This is a genomic window from Burkholderia sp. BCC1208 (assembly GCF_902833095.1).
Lineage (GTDB): Bacteria > Pseudomonadota > Gammaproteobacteria > Burkholderiales > Burkholderiaceae > Burkholderia.
The window spans coordinates 844753-860418 of sequence record NZ_CADFDY010000001.1 but is presented as its reverse complement, the minus strand read 5'-3'; the positions used below and the strand labels follow the sequence as shown (position 1 = coordinate 860418).

Sequence of the window (15666 nt, the reverse complement as noted above, 5' to 3'; positions counted from 1 at the left end):
ACGGATATTCGATTCATGGACAAGACTCTCGATAAACAGGTGGCGATCGTGACCGGCGCGTCGCGCGGCATCGGCCGTTCGATCGCGCTCGAGCTCGCGCGCCTGGGCGCGACGGTGATCGGCACGGCGACGAGCGAATCGGGCGCCGCCGCGATCACCGCGGCGTTCGCGGAAGCGGGCGTCACGGGCCGCGGTGCGGTGCTGAACGTCAACGACGCAGCCGCCGCCGAGGCGCTGATCGACGCGACCGTGAAGGAATTCGGCGCGCTGAACGTGCTCGTCAACAACGCGGGCATCACGCAGGACCAGCTCGCGATGCGGATGAAGGACGAGGACTGGGACGCGGTGATCGACACCAACCTGAAGTCGGTGTTCCGTCTGTCGCGTGCGGTGCTGCGCCCGATGATGAAGGCGCGCGGCGGCCGTATCATCAACATCACGTCGGTGGTCGGCTCGGCCGGCAATCCGGGTCAGGTCAACTACGCGGCCGCGAAGGCCGGCGTCGCGGGCATGACGCGTGCGCTCGCGCGCGAAATCGGCAGCCGCGGCATCACGGTGAACTGCGTGGCGCCGGGCTTCATCGACACCGACATGACGAAGACGCTGCCGGAAGAACAGCAGGCCGCGCTCAAGACCCAGATTCCGCTCGGCCGCCTCGGCAGCCCGGAGGACATCGCCCATGCCGTCGCGTTCCTCGCATCGCCGCAGGCCGGTTACATCACCGGCACGACGCTGCACGTGAACGGCGGCATGTACATGTCGTAACGATTTTCGTTTACCATCCGCGCCGTATCCCGTTTTTCAGGCGGATCGGCGCTTGATCGACCATCAAGCCAACGCGCGTTTTGGCGTCAGCAAACCTGATAAAATGCGCGCACTTGTAAATCTGAACTTTCCCTCGGAGGGGTAATGGACAACATCGAACAACGTGTCAAGAAGATCGTCGCTGAACAACTGGGCGTCGCGGAAGCCGAGATCAAGAACGAAGCTTCGTTCGTGAACGACCTGGGCGCCGACTCGCTCGACACGGTCGAACTGGTGATGGCGCTCGAAGACGAGTTCGGCATGGAAATCCCGGACGAAGAAGCAGAGAAGATCACGACCGTTCAGCAAGCGATCGACTACGCTCGCGCAAACGTCAAGGCGTAAGCGCCTTTCGCGCTTGTCCGCCACGTCGCCGCGATCTTCGCGATTGACGCGCCATCCTGCCGGCTTCGCGCCGGATGGACTAACAGCCACAGGGCTCGCAGGGCTGGTTCCTGTGGCCACTGTGGCTTTTGTTTTTGTCATCCAATAATGGAAAAGAGGTTACCGTGAGCCGCCGTCGTGTTGTCGTTACAGGCCTGGGGCTGATTTCGCCTGTTGGCAATAATGTTGCCGACGGCTGGGCCAATCTCGTCGCCGGCAAGTCCGGTATCGCCACCGTCACGAAGTTCGATGCGTCGAACCTCGCCTGCCATTTCGCGGGCGAAGTGAAGGGTTTCAGCGCCGAGGAATACATCCCGGCGAAGGAAGCCCGGAACATGGATACGTTCATCCATTACGGCATCGCCGCCGGCGTCCAGGCCATCCGGGACAGCGGGCTGGAAGTGAACGAAGCCAACGCGGAACGCATCGGCGTGCTGGTCGGCTCCGGCATCGGCGGCCTGCCGATGATCGAAGATACGCACCAGACCTACGTCGATCGCGGCGCGCGCCGGATTTCGCCGTTCTTCGTGCCGGGTTCGATCATCAACATGATCTCGGGTCACCTGAGCATCATGTTCGGCCTGAAGGGCCCCAACCTCGCGGCCGTGACGGCCTGCACGACCGGCCTGCACAGCATCGGCCTCGCCGCGCGCCTGATCCAGGCCGGCGACGCCGACGTGATGGTCGCGGGCGGCGCCGAATCGACGGTGTCGCCGCTCGGCATCGGCGGTTTCGCGGCAGCGCGCGCGCTGTCGACCCGCAACGACGATCCGGCTGCCGCGTCGCGTCCGTGGGACAAGGACCGCGACGGCTTCGTGCTGGGCGAGGGCTCGGGTGTGATGGTGCTCGAAGAGTACGAGGCGGCGAAGGCGCGCGGCGCGAAGATCTACGCGGAAGTCGCGGGCTTCGGCATGACGGGCGACGCGTACCACATGACCGCGCCGAACATGGACGGTCCGCGCCGCTGCATGGTCGCGGCGCTGCGCGACGCCGGCCTGAACGCGGACGAGGTCCAGTACCTGAACGCGCACGGCACGTCGACGCCGCTGGGCGACAAGAACGAGTCCGACGCGGTGAAGGCGGCCTTCGGCGAGCACGCGTACAAGCTCGTCGTGAACTCGACGAAGTCGATGACGGGCCACCTGCTGGGTGGCGCGGGCGGCCTCGAATCGGTGTTCTCGGTGCTGGCGCTGCACAACAACGTGTCGCCGCCGACCATCAACATCTTCAACCAGGACCCCGAGTGCGATCTCGATTACTGCGCGAACACCGCGCGTGACATGAAGATCGACGTTGCCGTGAAGAACAACTTCGGCTTCGGCGGTACCAACGGCACGCTGGTGTTCAAGCGCGTCTGACGTCGAATCACTTGACGAGTCCATTCGATGCTCCGGCCGGGCGTCCGCAGCGCTTTGCGTTGCGGGCCTCGGCCGTGTCGTATCTCGTGCTGGCCGCGTTCGTCGCGTCGGCTGCCGCGTCGGCGTATCTGTTCTGGGCGCCGCGCGCGGGCGCTGCCGCCGGCACGGGGGTGTCGGCCGCGACGGCGGCACTGCTGGCCGTATGGGCGGCACGGGCCTGCGCCCGCCGGCTGCCGGCCGAGCTGCGGATCGATGCGTTCGGGGAGATTGCGGCGTTTGGCCGCACCGGGCGGTTGCTGGCCCGCGGCCGGGTGACGGGCCACGCGCACTGGAGCAGCCTGCTGCTGGTGCTGTCGGTCGGGCAGGGCGTCCGGCGGGCCCGGCCGCTGCTGATTCCGGCCGATGCGCTCGATGCCGCATCGTTCAGCGCGCTGTCGGTGCTGGCGAGGACGGCAGGCGCGGCGGGGCGGGCATGACGGCCGCGCGGTTACCGGCCGTAACCAGCGTCCGGCGCCGGAACGCTACAATAACGCTCCGCGTTGCATCCCTAGTTAACGGATTTGTCAGGTGAGTGAAAAAGAAATCGATCAGGCTCTGGTCGAGCGCGTACAGAAGGGCGACAAGGCGGCGTTCGAACTCCTGGTCTCCAAATACCACCGCAAGATCATTCGGTTGATTTCGCGCCTCGTGCGGGATCCCGCCGAGGTCGAGGATGTGGCCCAGGACGCGTTCATCAAGGCGTATCGTGCGCTGCCGCAATTCCGCGGCGAATCGGCGTTCTATACGTGGTTGTACCGAATTGCCGTGAACACGGCGAAGAACTACCTTGCGACGCAAGGCCGCCGGGCGCCGACCTCGACCGAGGCCGATGCGGAGGAAGCGGAAACTTTCTCCGACGCAGACCAACTAAGGGATATCAACACGCCTGAGTCGATGTTGATGAGCAAGCAGATTGCCGAAACGGTCAACGCTGCAATGGCTCTGCTGCCCGAAGAACTGCGCCAGGCAATCACGCTGCGCGAGATCGAGGGCCTGAGCTACGAAGAGATCGCGGAAATGATGGGCTGTCCGATCGGGACGGTCCGGTCGCGAATCTTCCGCGCGCGCGAGGCAATCGCTGCCAAATTGCGTCCGCTGCTCGATACGCCCGAAGGCAAGCGCTGGTAAGCGCGACGGGCGGAACGACGCGGGTCGGGGTCTAGTTACGGATAGAGTCGTGAATTCACGACGGGGTGTGCAAGATGGGGAGCATCATGGGGTCGGTCAATACGCAATCGCAAGCGTGCTCGCGCGGCGAGCGCCTTTCCGCGCTGGTCGACGGCGAAATGTTCGATGGCCCGGATCACGGGCAGTTTCTGGCTGAGCTCGACCGCGCGGATCGCGCCGTGTGGGCCCATTACCACCTGATCGGCGATGCGCTGCGCTCGGACGAGCTCGCGCTGCCGCCCGCGCTGAGCGTCGCGTTCACCGCGCGCATGTCGGCTGCGCTCGAAAGCGAGCCGCATCTGCTGGCGCCGGCGGCCGCGCCGGTCGCAGGCAAGCTGCTGTCGCTGCGCCGCCGCGTCGTGCCCGCGTTCGCGGTGGCCGCCGCGGCCGCCACGCTGACGTGGATCGTCGTCCCGCAGATGCAGACGGCCGGTGCCCCGGGCGCCGTCCAGGTCGCATCGGTCGGCGCGCCGCAGAACGGCAACCTGCAGCGCGTGACGGTTGCGCAGGCATCGGCCCAGCCGGGTCTGCAGGACGTCAACATCATTCGCGACGCCAGCCTCGACCAATACCTTGAAGCGCACCAGCAATTCGCCCAGCAGCCCGTCGTCACGGGTCCGATGCCGCTGATCCGCGCCGCCGTGACCACCACGCCAGGCCAATAAACCCGATGCGGACATTGCAGTTGAATCACGCCATCTCCGGATGGAAGCGGCTGCCGGCCCTCCTGCTTTGCGCAGCCGCCCTGTTGTCCGTTCAATCCCTTCCCGCCAGCGCCCAGCAACCGGACGATCCCGTCGCGACCCGCAAGGGCGCCGCAGACTGGCTCGACCGCGTGCAGCAGGCGGCGCAGCAACAGAGCTACGAAGGTACGTTCGTCTACCAGCGCGGCGGGTATGTGCAGTCGTCGCGCATCGCGCACGTGTCGTCCCGCGACGGCGAGTTCGAGCGGATCGAGACGCTCGACGGCAAGCCGCGCAAGCTGCTGCGGCACAACGACGAGCTGTACACGTTCGTGCCCGAGCGCAAGCTGTGCGTGGTCGAGCGCCGTCAGACGCGCGACTCGTTCCCCGCGCTGCTCGGCGCGAGCGGCGAGCACGTGATGTCCGTGTACGACGCGAAGTCGCTCGGCAAGGACCGTGTGGCCGGAATCGACGCGCAGGTCGTCGAGCTCGTGCCGAAGGATGCGTACCGTTTCACGTACAAGCTGTGGGCCGATGCGCGCACGGGGCTGTTGCTGCGTTCGCAGACGCTCGACGCGAACGATCACGTGCTCGAACAGATCGCGTTCTCGCAATTGCAGACGGGCGGCGCAAGCGGCGACAAGGCCGCGATTGCAGCCGGCATGCGCAACCTGAGCGGCTGGACGGTCGTGCGCCCGCCGGTCGCGACGGTCGACATGGAGGCGCAGGGCTGGCAGCTTGCGCCGAGCGTCGCCGGCTTCCAGAAGATCCGTGAAGTGCGCCGGCCGATGGCCGCGCGCGACGCGGGCGATCCGCCGATCCCGGTCGATCAGGCCGTCTTCACCGACGGCCTCGCGACGATCTCGGTTTTCATCGAGCCGGCCGAAAAGAATACGCGCAAGGAAGGCGCGGGCAGCACCGGCGCGACGCACGTTCTCGTGAAGCGCCGCGGCGACTACTGGATCACCGTGCTCGGCGAAGTGCCGCCGGCTACGTTGCAGCAGTTCGCGTCTGCCATAGAATACAAGGCTTCCAAGTAACGCTACGGCTCCCGACATGATGAAACTCACGCTGCGCAAATGGCTCGCGGCGGCGGCGCTGTCTGCCTGCCTGCCGCTCGTGCCGCATACCGCATTCGCAGTGACGGCTCCCGCTGCCAGCCTGCCCGACTTTGCCGATCTGGTCGAAAAGGTCGGGCCGGCCGTCGTGAACATCCGGACCACCGCCAACGTGCCGACGAGCGGCCCGCGCGGCATGCTCCCGCCGGGCTTCGACAACGGCGACATGTCGGAATTCTTCCGGCGCTTCTTCGGCATTCCGCTGCCGCAGGCGCCCGGCAACGGCGGCAACGGTGGCAACGGCAGCAACCCGAAGAATGCGCCGGCGCCGGACAATCCGCCCGACACCGAGCAGAACCGCGGCGTCGGCTCGGGCTTCATCGTGTCGGCCGACGGTTACGTGATGACCAATGCGCACGTCGTCGACGATGCGGACACCATCTACGTGACGCTGACCGACAAGCGCGAATTCAAGGCGAAGCTGATCGGCGTCGACGATCGCACCGACGTCGCGGTCGTCAAGATCCAGGCGTCGAACCTGCCGGTCGTCGCGATCGGCGATTCGAACAAGGTGCGCGTCGGCGAGTGGGTCGTCGCGATCGGCTCGCCGTTCGGCCTCGACAACACGGTCACGGCCGGCATCGTCAGCTCGAAGAGCCGCAACACGGGCGACTACCTGCCGTTCATCCAGACCGACGTCGCCGTGAACCCCGGCAACTCGGGCGGCCCGCTGATCAACATGCAGGGCGAGGTGATCGGCATCAACTCGCAGATCTACAGCCGGACCGGCGGCTTCATGGGCATTTCGTTCGCGATTCCGATCGACGAGGCGATGCGCGTGGCCGACCAGCTGAAGGCGACGGGCAAGGTCACGCGCGGCCGGATCGCGGTGGCGATCGGCGAGGTGACGAAGGACGTGGCCGACTCGATCGGGCTGCCGAAGGCCGAAGGCGCACTCGTCAGCAGCGTCGAGCCGGGCGGCCCGGCCGACAAGGCCGGCATCCAGCCGGGCGACATTATCCTGAAGTTCAACGGCCGTCCGGTCGAGGCGGCGTCGGATCTGCCGCGCATGGTCGGCGACACGAAGCCCGGCACGAAGGCGACGGTCAGCGTATGGCGCAAGGGTCAGGCACGCGATCTGCCGATCACGATCGCCGAGACGCCGACCGAGTCGACGGCGAAGGCCGAGCAGCGCAAGAACGCGCCGCAGAAGCCGCGCCAGACCAATTCGCTCGGCCTGACGGTCAGCGACCTGACGGCGGAGCAGATGAAGACGCTGAAGTTGAAGAACGGCGTGCAGATCGACGGCGTCGACGGCCCGGCCGCCCGTGCAGGCCTGCAGCGCGGCGACATCGTGCTGCGTGTGGGCGACACCGACATCACGAACGCGAAGCAGTTCGCCGACGTGACCGCGCAGCTCGATCCGCAGAAGGCGGTCGCGGTGCTCGTGCGGCGTGGCGACAACACGCAGTTCGTGCCCGTGCGGCCGCGCCAGAAGTAACGCGCCGATGTTCACGCTCTACGGCCGCGGCTGGTGCCACCTGTGCGACGACATGCGCGACGCACTGGCGCCGGTGGCGGCCGAATTCGGCGTCGCGGTCGACTATGTCGACATCGACACCGACGCGGCGCTCGTCGCGCGTTACGACGAGGACGTGCCCGTGCTGCTGCTGGACGGCGCGGAAGTGTGCCGCCACCGGTTCGACGACGCGCGGGTGCGCGACGCGCTGGCGGCTCGGGGCTGAACCTGGTCCCCGCCGGCCGGCGCCGCTTCGCACGGGGCATGATCCGGCGGGCGGCTCCGTCGGGCCCCCGCGTGACGGGGCGTCCGAAATCCCGCCCGGCGTAAGCCTTTTCGGCTAAAATAAGCCGTTTTTTCACCGACTTACAAGGCGTGCTCCGCAGTCGTGAGCGCGCCTTTTTCGCTTGATCGGCACTGAATGGATCATATTCGCAATTTCTCGATCATCGCCCACATCGACCATGGCAAGTCGACGCTCGCGGATCGCATCATCCAGGTATGCGGCGGCCTCGCCGACCGTGAAATGGAGGCGCAGGTGCTCGACTCGATGGATATCGAGCGCGAGCGCGGCATCACGATCAAGGCGCAGACTGCCGCGTTGTCCTATCGCGCGCGCGACGGCAAGGTCTACAACCTGAACCTGATCGACACGCCGGGGCACGTCGACTTTTCGTACGAGGTCAGCCGTTCGCTGTCCGCGTGCGAAGGCGCGCTGCTGGTCGTCGACGCCAGCCAGGGCGTCGAGGCGCAGACGGTCGCGAACTGCTACACGGCGATCGAGCTCGGCGTCGAGGTCGTGCCCGTGCTGAACAAGATCGACCTGCCGGCCGCGAACCCCGAGAACGCGATCGAGGAGATCGAGGACGTAATCGGCATCGATGCGGCCGACGCGACGCGCTGCAGCGCGAAGACGGGCCTCGGCGTCGAGGACGTGCTCGAAGCGCTGATCGCGAAAGTGCCGCCGCCGAAGGGCGATCCGGCCGCGCCGCTACAGGCGCTCATCATCGATTCGTGGTTCGACAACTACGTCGGCGTCGTGATGCTGGTGCGCATCGTCAACGGCACGCTGCGCCCGAAGGACAAGATCAAGATGATGGCGACCGGTGCGCAGTATCCGGTCGAGCACGTCGGCGTGTTCACGCCGAAGTCGCGCAATCTCGAATCGCTGTCGGCCGGGCAGGTGGGCTTCATCATCGCCGGCATCAAGGAGCTGACGGCCGCGAAGGTCGGCGATACCGTCACGCACGCGGCCAAGGCTGCCGCCGAGGCGCTGCCGGGCTTCAAGGAAGTGAAGCCGCAGGTGTTCGCGGGGCTCTATCCGGTCGAGGCGAACCAGTACGACGCGCTGCGCGAATCGCTCGAAAAGCTGAAGCTCAACGACGCATCGCTGCAGTACGAGCCGGAAGTGTCGCAGGCACTCGGCTTCGGCTTCCGCTGCGGCTTCCTCGGCCTGCTGCACATGGAAATCGTGCAGGAGCGGCTCGAGCGCGAGTTCGACATGGATCTCATCACGACCGCGCCGACGGTCGTCTACGAGGTCGTGATGAGCGGCGGCTCGATCATCAAGGTCGAGAATCCGGCGAAGATGCCGGAGCCGCCGAAGATCGAGGAGATCCGCGAGCCGATCGTCACGGTGAACCTGTACATGCCGCAGGACTACGTCGGCTCGGTGATCACGCTGTGCGAGCAGAAGCGCGGCTCGCAGATCAACATGCAGTACCACGGCCGACAGGTTCAACTGACCTACGAGATTCCGATGGCCGAGATCGTGCTCGATTTCTTCGATCGGCTGAAGTCGGTGTCGCGCGGCTACGCTTCCATGGACTACGAGTTCAAGGAATACCGTACGGCCGACGTCGTGAAGGTCGACATGCTGATCAACGGCGACAAGGTCGATGCGCTGTCGGTCATCGTCCACCGTTCGCAGTCGCAGTACCGCGGCCGCGAAGTGGCCGCGAAGATGCGCGAGATCATTCCGCGCCAGATGTACGACGTGGCGATCCAGGCCACGATCGGCGCGCACATCATCGCGCGCGAGAACATCAAGGCGCTGCGCAAGAACGTGCTGGCGAAGTGCTACGGCGGCGACATCACGCGGAAGAAGAAGCTGCTCGAAAAGCAGAAGGCGGGTAAGAAGCGCATGAAGCAGGTGGGGTCGGTCGAGATCCCGCAGGAGGCGTTCCTCGCGATCTTGCGCGTCGAAGACAAATAACAGGACTGATCCTTTTATGAATTTTGCGCTGATTCTTTTTGTGCTCGTCGTCGTGACGGGCGTAGCGTGGGTGCTGGACAAACTGGTGTTCCTGCCGCGGCGTCGCAAGGCGGCCGACTCGGCGATCGAGGAGTTCGATCGCCAGCAGGCGCGCATCGACAAGCGTTTCGCGGACGAAAACGCCGTGCAGACGCGTTCGAAGCTGCGTGACGAAAAGCTGCGCCAGCCGTGGTGGCTCGAGTACACGGCGAGCTTCTTCCCGGTGATCCTGGCCGTGTTCGTCGTGCGTTCGTTCGTCGTCGAGCCGTTCAAGATTCCGTCGGGCTCGATGGTGCCGACGCTGCTCGTCGGCGACTTCATCCTCGTCAACAAGTTCGAGTACGGGCTGCGGCTGCCGGTCACGAACACGAAGATCACGCAGGGCAGCCCGCTGTCGCGCGGCGACGTCGTCGTGTTCCGTTATCCGAAGGACGAGTCGGTCGACTACATCAAGCGCGTGATCGGCCTGCCGGGCGACACGGTCGCGTACCAGGACAAGCAACTCACGATCAACGGCCAGCCGGTGCCCGAAGCGCCGCTGCCCGATTTCTTCGACGACGAGCGCCAGAATTACGCGAAGCAGTTCGAGGAAACGATCGGCAACAAGAAGAACGCGATCCTCAACAACCCGGCCGTGCCGCCGTTCGTGATGGGCGCATACGACTATCCGTATCGCGACAACTGCACGTACAACAGCCGCGGCGTGATCTGCAAGGTGCCGCCCGGTCACTACTTCATGATGGGCGACAACCGCGACAACAGCGCGGACAGCCGCTACTGGGGTTTCGTGCCGGACCAGAACATCGTCGGCCGCGCGTTCTTCATCTGGATGAACTTCAGCGACCTGAAGCGCATCGGTTCCTTCAACTGACCGCATTCGCTTCACACGCAATACGCGACGCACGGGCCGCGTCGCGTATTGTCGAACTACTTTAAGAACCGGCGGTAACACCGCCTCGTCACGCCTTTTCGTGTCCGGCCGTGCCGTTTCGGCCCGACCGGGCGCCCGCGTTATACTCCTGTACATGCCCCTATCCCAGTTGGAAAGCCGGCTGCGCTACGAATTTCGCAATGCGGAATTGTTGCGCCAGGCTTTGACCCATCGCAGTCACAGCGCCACGCACAACGAACGGCTCGAGTTTCTCGGCGATTCCGTTCTGAATTGCGCGGTGGCCGCCCTTTTGTTCCAGCGTTTCAGCAAGCTGGACGAAGGTGACCTGTCGCGCGTACGCGCCAACCTCGTCAAACAGCAGTCGCTGTATGAAATTGCTCAGGCCCTGAATATCTCGGACGGCCTGCGGCTGGGCGAGGGCGAGTTGCGCAGCGGGGGATTCCGTCGCCCGTCGATCCTTGCGGACGCGTTCGAAGCCATCATCGGGGCCGTGTTCCTCGATGGCGGCTTCGAAGCCGCCCAAGGGGTCATCAAGCGGCTCTATATCCCGATTCTCGACCACATCGATCCGCGCACGCTCGGCAAGGACGCGAAGACGCTGCTGCAGGAATACCTGCAGGGGCACAAGATCGCGCTGCCGACCTATACGGTCGTCGCGACGCATGGTGCGGCGCACAATCAGCAGTTCGAGGTCGAGTGCACGGTGCCGAAGCTGGACGTGAAGGTATCGGGTTCCGGCGCCAGCCGGCGCGCGGCCGAGCAGGCCGCCGCGAAGAAGGCGCTCGACGAAGTGATGGCGGCCGCGCCGATGCTGGCCGCGAAGCCGAAGCGCTCGAAAAACGCACGCGGGTCCAAGCACGTCGAACCCGAGATCGTGCCGGGCGTGAAGGGCGTGCAGGAAGCGCTCGACCTGCGCTCGCCGGAGCGGAAGGAGCGTGCGGCGGCGCGCGAGGCCAGGGCGGCTGGCGCGGTGCCGGCTGCGACCGCTGCGGCTACGGCCGCGGGCGCCGAGCCGGCCGTCGCGCCGATGGCCGCGATTCGCGCGGCGCATGTCGAGCCGGCAGCGGACAAGGGCGAGCGGGCGGCGAAGCCGGCCACCGACAAGATTGCCGACAAACCGGCCGAGCGGCCCGACAAGGCTGCGGAAAAACCCGCCGAGGCCGCGCCGCGCGCAGCCGACAAGCCGGCCGGCCACGCAGCCGATTCGGCATCGTCGTCGGCCGACAAGCCCTCCGCGAGTACCGACTCCGCCGCGCGCCCGCCGGCGCGCGCACGCGATGCCGCGGCGCCCGACGCCGAGACGCCGCCAGGCGGCGCGAGTCTTGCCGCCGCGCAGGCGCGCGTGGCCGATGCCGACCACTGAATTGCCCATCGATCGTGCCGCGCGCCGCGCGGCCGTTTCCGAACCTGTCTCCCAAACGATATGAACACTCCCGCTCCTACCGGTTTCCGTTGCGGCATGATCGCGATCGTGGGCCGCCCGAACGTCGGCAAGTCGACGTTGATGAACGCACTCGTCGGCCAGAAGATCAGCATCACGTCGCGCAAGGCGCAGACGACCCGCCACCGGATCACCGGCATCAACACGTTCGACGACGCGCAATTCGTGTTCGTCGACACGCCCGGCTTCCAGACCCGTCACAGCACCGCGCTGAACCGTTCGCTGAACCGCGCGGTCACGTCGACGCTGACGTCGGTCGACGTGATCCTGTTCGTGATCGAGGCCGGCCGCTTCGGGCCCGACGACCAGAAGGTGCTCGACCTGATCCCGCCCGGCATGCCGACGCTGCTGATCGCGAACAAGATCGACCGCGTGAACGACAAGGCGTCGCTGTTCCCGTTCATGCAGAAGGTGAGCGGACTGCGCGAATTCACCGAGCTCGTGCCGCTGTCGGCGCAGCGGCCGGAAGACATCAAGCGCCTGCTGGACACGATCAAGCCGTACCTGCCGGAAGGCGAGCCGATCTACGGCGAGGACGAACTGACCGACCGCAGCTCGCGCTTTCTCGCGGCCGAAATCCTGCGCGAGAAGGTATTCCGCTGGACCGGCGACGAACTGCCGTACACGAGCACCGTGCTGATCGACAAGTTCGAGGAGGAGGGCCGCCTGAAGCGCATCTTCGCGACGATCCTCGTCGAGCGCGATTCGCACAAGGCGATGGTGATCGGCAAGAAGGGCGAGAAGCTCAAGCAGATCAGCACCGAGGCGCGGATGGACATGGAGAAGCTGTTCGACGGCCCCGTGTACCTCGAGACCTTCGTGAAGGTGAAGAGCGGTTGGGCCGACAACGAGGCGGGGCTGCGTGCCTATGGGTACGAATGACGCGCTGACGTCGACCGAAGACGCGGTGACGGCCGGCGCGAACGACGCGCCGCTGCCGGCACCGCCCGAACCGCCGCGCAAGGCGCGGCGCGCGACGTCTCGCACGTCCGATTTCCGCGTCGCCGAACAGCCGGCGTTCGTGCTGCACAGCTATCCATACCGGGAAACGAGCCTGATCGTCGACGTGCTGACGCGCGATCACGGCCGGCTCGCGCTCGTCGCGAAGGGCGCAAAGCGCCCGCACTCCGCGTTGCGCGGCGTATTGCAGACCTTCCAGCCGCTGCTGCTGTCGTGGTCCGGCAAATCCGAGGTGCGCACGCTGACGGGCGCCGAGTGGGTCGGCGGGATGCTGCCGCTCGGCGGCGACGGGCTGTTGTGCGGTTTCTACGCGAACGAGCTGCTCGTGAAATTCTGCGCGCGCGAGGATCCCCAGCCGCCGCTGTTCAATCATTACGTGCTGACCCTCACGCGCCTCGCGCACGGCGAGCCGGCGGTGCAGGTGCTGCGCTCGTTCGAGCGCGTGCTGCTGCGCGAGACCGGCTATGCGATGGCGCTGAACCGCACGGCCGCGCGCCGCGCGGTCGAACCCGAGCGCCGGTACGTGTTCGATCCCGAGCGCGGCGTGCGCAATGCGGACGACGACGTGCCGTCGCACTGGCCGGTCGTCACCGGGCAGACGTTGCTCGACATGGAGCAGGACGATTACCATCGAGCCCAGACGGTTGCGCAGAGCAAGACGCTGATGCGCTTCCTGCTGAACACCTATCTCGGCGGTACGCCGCTCGCCACGCGCCAGATCCTGATCGACCTGCAAAACCTATGAGCTTCTTCCTGACAACGCCCACCGCCATCGACCTCGGCGTGAACATCGACCACGTCGCGACGCTGCGCAATGTGCGCGGCACGCGCTATCCCGATCCGATCCGCGCGGCGCTCGCCGCCGAAGAGGCGGGTGCGGACGCGATCACGCTGCACCTGCGCGAGGATCGTCGTCACATCGTCGACGCCGACGTGCGCGAACTGCGCCCGCTGCTGAAGACGCGCATGAACCTCGAATGCGCGGTGACGGCCGAGATGCTCGACATCGCGTGCGAAGTGCGTCCGCACGATGCGTGCCTCGTGCCGGAGAAGCGCGCGGAACTGACGACCGAAGGCGGTCTCGACGTCGCCGGCCACTTCGAGGCCGTGCGCGCGGCGTGCAAGCAACTCGCCGACGTGGGCGTGCGCGTGTCGCTGTTCATCGACCCGGACGACGCGCAGATCCGCGCCGCGCACGAAGCGGGCGCGCCGGTGATCGAGTTGCATACGGGCCGCTACGCCGAAGCGCACGACGAAGCGGAGCAGCAGCGCGAATACGAGCGTATCGTCGCGGGCGTGCAGGCCGGCGCGCAGCTTGGCCTGAAGGTCAATGCGGGGCACGGGCTGCACTACACGAACGTGCAGCAGATTGCCGCGATCGACGGCATCGTCGAACTGAACATCGGTCACGCGATCGTCGCGCATGCCATCTTCGCGGGCTGGGACAATGCGGTACGCGAGATGAAGGCGATCATGGTGGCCGCACGCGTCGCCGCGCTGCATGGCGGCGCGCGCTGACGATGCGATGCCGCCACGCCCCGCACGCCGTTTGCGACACACTTGACCCGGCCTCGCCGGGCCGCCCCGGCGGAGACTGACATGGCGATCTACGGCATCGGTACCGACATCGCGCAGGTGAGCCGCGTCGCGGCCGTGCTCGAACGCACGGGCGGCCGGTTTGCCGAGAAAGTGCTCGGCCCCGACGAACTGCGCGTGTTCCACGCCCGGCGCGCCCGCTCCGAGGCGCGCGGCATCGCGTTTCTCGCGACGCGCTTCTCCGCGAAGGAAGCGTTCTCGAAGGCGATCGGGCTCGGCATGCACTGGCCGATGACGTGGCGCGCACTGCAGACGCTCAACCATCCAAGCGGCGAGCCGTACGTGGTCGCATCGGGCGAGCTGGCCGAATGGCTGGCCGCGCGCGGCATCACGGCGCGCGTGACGGTCAGCGACGAACGCGACTACGCGGTGTCGTTCGTGGTCGCCGAAACGGACGCCGCGCCTGCCCCCGCACCTGTTTCCCGAACCTCCTCCTGACGGAATTCCCGATTCGATGAAAACGACTCCCGGCCCGGTCATGCTCGACGTCGTCGGCACGACCCTGTCGCGCGACGATGCGCGGCGCCTCGCGCATCCGAATACCGGCGGCGTGATCCTGTTCGCGCGGCACTTCCAGAATCGTGCGCAACTGACCGCGCTGACCGACTCGATCCGCGCGGTGCGCGAAGACATCCTGATCGCCGTCGATCACGAAGGCGGGCGTGTGCAGCGGTTCCGCACCGACGGCTTCACGGTGCTGCCCGCGATGCGCCGCCTCGGCGAACTGTGGGATCGCGACGTGCTGCTCGCGACGAAGGTCGCGACCGCCGTCGGCTACATCCTGGCTGCCGAATTGCGCGCGTGCGGGATCGACATGAGCTTCACGCCCGTGCTCGATCTCGACTACGGGCACTCGAAGGTGATCGGCGATCGCGCGTTCCATAGCGACCCGCGCGTCGTCACGCTGCTCGCGAAGAGTCTGAACCACGGGCTGTCGCTCGCGGGCATGGCGAACTGCGGCAAGCATTTCCCCGGGCACGGCTTCGCGGAGGCCGATTCGCACGTCGCGCTGCCGACCGACGACCGCACGCTCGAGGCGATCCTCGAGCAGGACGTCGCGCCGTACGACTGGCTCGGGCTGTCGCTGGCCGCGGTGATTCCGGCGCACGTGATCTACACGCAGGTCGACAAGCGGCCGGCCGGATTCTCGCGCGTATGGTTGCAGGACATCCTGCGCGGGAAGCTCGGCTTCACGGGCGCGATCTTCAGCGACGACCTGTCGATGGAAGCGGCTCGCGAAGGCGGCACGCTCACGCAGGCAGCCGATGCCGCGCTCGCCGCCGGTTGCGACATGGTGCTCGTCTGCAACCAGCCGGACGCGGCCGAAGTCGTGCTGAACGGATTGAAGGCGCGGGCCTCGGCCGAGTCGGTGCGACGCATCAAGCGAATGCGAGCGCGTGGCAAGGCGCTCAAGTGGGAGAAGCTGGTCGCGCAGCCCGAGTATCTGCAGGCGCAGGCGCTGTTGAGCAGCGCGCTGGCGTAAGCGGGCGGGGACGGCGCGAGTCGCGCCG

Annotated in this window: 17 protein-coding genes; all 17 read left to right on the top strand. The window is 66.5% G+C overall.

The annotated features are described in order from the left end of the window. The first annotated feature begins 15 nt into the window (after nucleotides 1-15). The 17 genes from fabG (at nucleotide 16) to nagZ (ending at nucleotide 15638) form a co-directional block, all read left to right on the top strand. Entirely contained in the window at nucleotides 16-765 is a 750-nt protein-coding gene (gene fabG, locus HWX09_RS03855) for a 3-oxoacyl-ACP reductase FabG (protein WP_006476504.1), read from the top strand. A gap of 144 nt (nucleotides 766-909) precedes the next feature. Next, on the top strand, nucleotides 910-1149 hold the full coding sequence (gene acpP, locus HWX09_RS03850; protein WP_004197638.1) for an acyl carrier protein: 240 nt from the start codon (nucleotides 910-912) through the stop codon (nucleotides 1147-1149). Nucleotides 1150-1313: 164 nt separating this feature from the next. Continuing rightward, nucleotides 1314-2546, top strand: a complete 1233-nt coding sequence (fabF, locus tag HWX09_RS03845) for a beta-ketoacyl-ACP synthase II (RefSeq protein ID WP_027783931.1) — start codon at nucleotides 1314-1316, stop codon at nucleotides 2544-2546. A gap of 11 nt (nucleotides 2547-2557) precedes the next feature. Then, on the top strand, nucleotides 2558-3022 hold the full coding sequence (locus HWX09_RS03840; protein ID WP_027783932.1) for a hypothetical protein: 465 nt from the start codon (nucleotides 2558-2560) through the stop codon (nucleotides 3020-3022). Nucleotides 3023-3113: 91 nt separating this feature from the next. After that, a complete protein-coding gene (gene rpoE / locus HWX09_RS03835; protein WP_006490873.1) occupies nucleotides 3114-3713 on the top strand; it encodes an RNA polymerase sigma factor RpoE in 600 nt (199 codons plus the stop codon). Between the two features lie 86 nt (nucleotides 3714-3799). Continuing rightward, on the top strand, nucleotides 3800-4417 hold the full coding sequence (locus HWX09_RS03830) for an RseA family anti-sigma factor (protein ID WP_027783933.1): 618 nt from the start codon (nucleotides 3800-3802) through the stop codon (nucleotides 4415-4417). A 5-nt stretch (nucleotides 4418-4422) separates the two neighbouring features. Beyond that, nucleotides 4423-5475: a MucB/RseB C-terminal domain-containing protein gene (locus HWX09_RS03825; protein WP_027783934.1), complete on the top strand. Its 1053-nt coding sequence runs from the start codon at nucleotides 4423-4425 to the stop codon at nucleotides 5473-5475. A gap of 16 nt (nucleotides 5476-5491) precedes the next feature. Beyond that, nucleotides 5492-6994, top strand: coding sequence for a DegQ family serine endoprotease (locus tag HWX09_RS03820; RefSeq protein ID WP_027783935.1), 1503 nt, complete (start codon nucleotides 5492-5494; stop codon nucleotides 6992-6994). Between the two features lie 7 nt (nucleotides 6995-7001). Then, a complete protein-coding gene (locus HWX09_RS03815) occupies nucleotides 7002-7238 on the top strand; it encodes a glutaredoxin family protein (protein WP_027783936.1) in 237 nt (78 codons plus the stop codon). 195 nt (nucleotides 7239-7433) lie between these two features. Further along, complete coding sequence (gene lepA / locus HWX09_RS03810) at nucleotides 7434-9227, top strand: translation elongation factor 4 (RefSeq protein WP_027783937.1); 1794 nt, start codon at nucleotides 7434-7436, stop codon at nucleotides 9225-9227. A gap of 16 nt (nucleotides 9228-9243) precedes the next feature. Next, a complete protein-coding gene (gene lepB, locus HWX09_RS03805; RefSeq protein ID WP_027783938.1) occupies nucleotides 9244-10137 on the top strand; it encodes a signal peptidase I in 894 nt (297 codons plus the stop codon). A 154-nt stretch (nucleotides 10138-10291) separates the two neighbouring features. Next, entirely contained in the window at nucleotides 10292-11521 is a 1230-nt protein-coding gene (gene rnc / locus HWX09_RS03800; protein ID WP_027783939.1) for a ribonuclease III, read from the top strand. Between the two features lie 60 nt (nucleotides 11522-11581). Beyond that, nucleotides 11582-12481: a GTPase Era gene (era, locus tag HWX09_RS03795; RefSeq protein ID WP_027783940.1), complete on the top strand. Its 900-nt coding sequence runs from the start codon at nucleotides 11582-11584 to the stop codon at nucleotides 12479-12481. Beyond that, nucleotides 12468-13304, top strand: coding sequence for a DNA repair protein RecO (gene recO, locus HWX09_RS03790; RefSeq protein WP_027783941.1), 837 nt, complete (start codon nucleotides 12468-12470; stop codon nucleotides 13302-13304). The genes era and recO overlap by 14 nt, the downstream gene beginning before the upstream one ends. Next, on the top strand, nucleotides 13301-14077 hold the full coding sequence (pdxJ, locus tag HWX09_RS03785; RefSeq protein WP_027783942.1) for a pyridoxine 5'-phosphate synthase: 777 nt from the start codon (nucleotides 13301-13303) through the stop codon (nucleotides 14075-14077). The genes recO and pdxJ overlap by 4 nt, the downstream gene beginning before the upstream one ends. Nucleotides 14078-14158: 81 nt before the next feature. Then, nucleotides 14159-14593 (top strand): holo-ACP synthase, encoded by a 435-nt coding sequence (acpS, locus tag HWX09_RS03780; protein ID WP_027783943.1) that lies wholly within the window; start codon nucleotides 14159-14161, stop codon nucleotides 14591-14593. Nucleotides 14594-14609: 16 nt separating this feature from the next. After that, nucleotides 14610-15638, top strand: a complete 1029-nt coding sequence (nagZ, locus tag HWX09_RS03775) for a beta-N-acetylhexosaminidase (RefSeq protein ID WP_027783944.1) — start codon at nucleotides 14610-14612, stop codon at nucleotides 15636-15638. Nucleotides 15639-15666 lie beyond the last annotated feature (28 nt).

What these genes read in the sequence shown, in the direction of transcription:
- fabG (WP_006476504.1), top strand. Translation starts at nt 16, where the DNA reads ATGGACAAGACTCTCGATAAACAGGTGGCGATCGTGACCGGCGCGTCG.
- acpP (WP_004197638.1), top strand. Translation starts at nt 910, where the DNA reads ATGGACAACATCGAACAACGTGTCAAGAAGATCGTCGCTGAACAACTG.
- HWX09_RS03830 (WP_027783933.1), top strand. Translation starts at nt 3,800, where the DNA reads ATGGGGTCGGTCAATACGCAATCGCAAGCGTGCTCGCGCGGCGAGCGC.
- HWX09_RS03825 (WP_027783934.1), top strand. Translation starts at nt 4,423, where the DNA reads ATGCGGACATTGCAGTTGAATCACGCCATCTCCGGATGGAAGCGGCTG.
- HWX09_RS03820 (WP_027783935.1), top strand. Translation starts at nt 5,492, where the DNA reads ATGATGAAACTCACGCTGCGCAAATGGCTCGCGGCGGCGGCGCTGTCT.
- HWX09_RS03815 (WP_027783936.1), top strand. Translation starts at nt 7,002, where the DNA reads ATGTTCACGCTCTACGGCCGCGGCTGGTGCCACCTGTGCGACGACATG.
- lepA (WP_027783937.1), top strand. Translation starts at nt 7,434, where the DNA reads ATGGATCATATTCGCAATTTCTCGATCATCGCCCACATCGACCATGGC.
- lepB (WP_027783938.1), top strand. Translation starts at nt 9,244, where the DNA reads ATGAATTTTGCGCTGATTCTTTTTGTGCTCGTCGTCGTGACGGGCGTA.
- rnc (WP_027783939.1), top strand. Translation starts at nt 10,292, where the DNA reads ATGCCCCTATCCCAGTTGGAAAGCCGGCTGCGCTACGAATTTCGCAAT.
- era (WP_027783940.1), top strand. Translation starts at nt 11,582, where the DNA reads ATGAACACTCCCGCTCCTACCGGTTTCCGTTGCGGCATGATCGCGATC.
- recO (WP_027783941.1), top strand. Translation starts at nt 12,468, where the DNA reads ATGGGTACGAATGACGCGCTGACGTCGACCGAAGACGCGGTGACGGCC.
- pdxJ (WP_027783942.1), top strand. Translation starts at nt 13,301, where the DNA reads ATGAGCTTCTTCCTGACAACGCCCACCGCCATCGACCTCGGCGTGAAC.
- acpS (WP_027783943.1), top strand. Translation starts at nt 14,159, where the DNA reads ATGGCGATCTACGGCATCGGTACCGACATCGCGCAGGTGAGCCGCGTC.
- nagZ (WP_027783944.1), top strand. Translation starts at nt 14,610, where the DNA reads ATGAAAACGACTCCCGGCCCGGTCATGCTCGACGTCGTCGGCACGACC.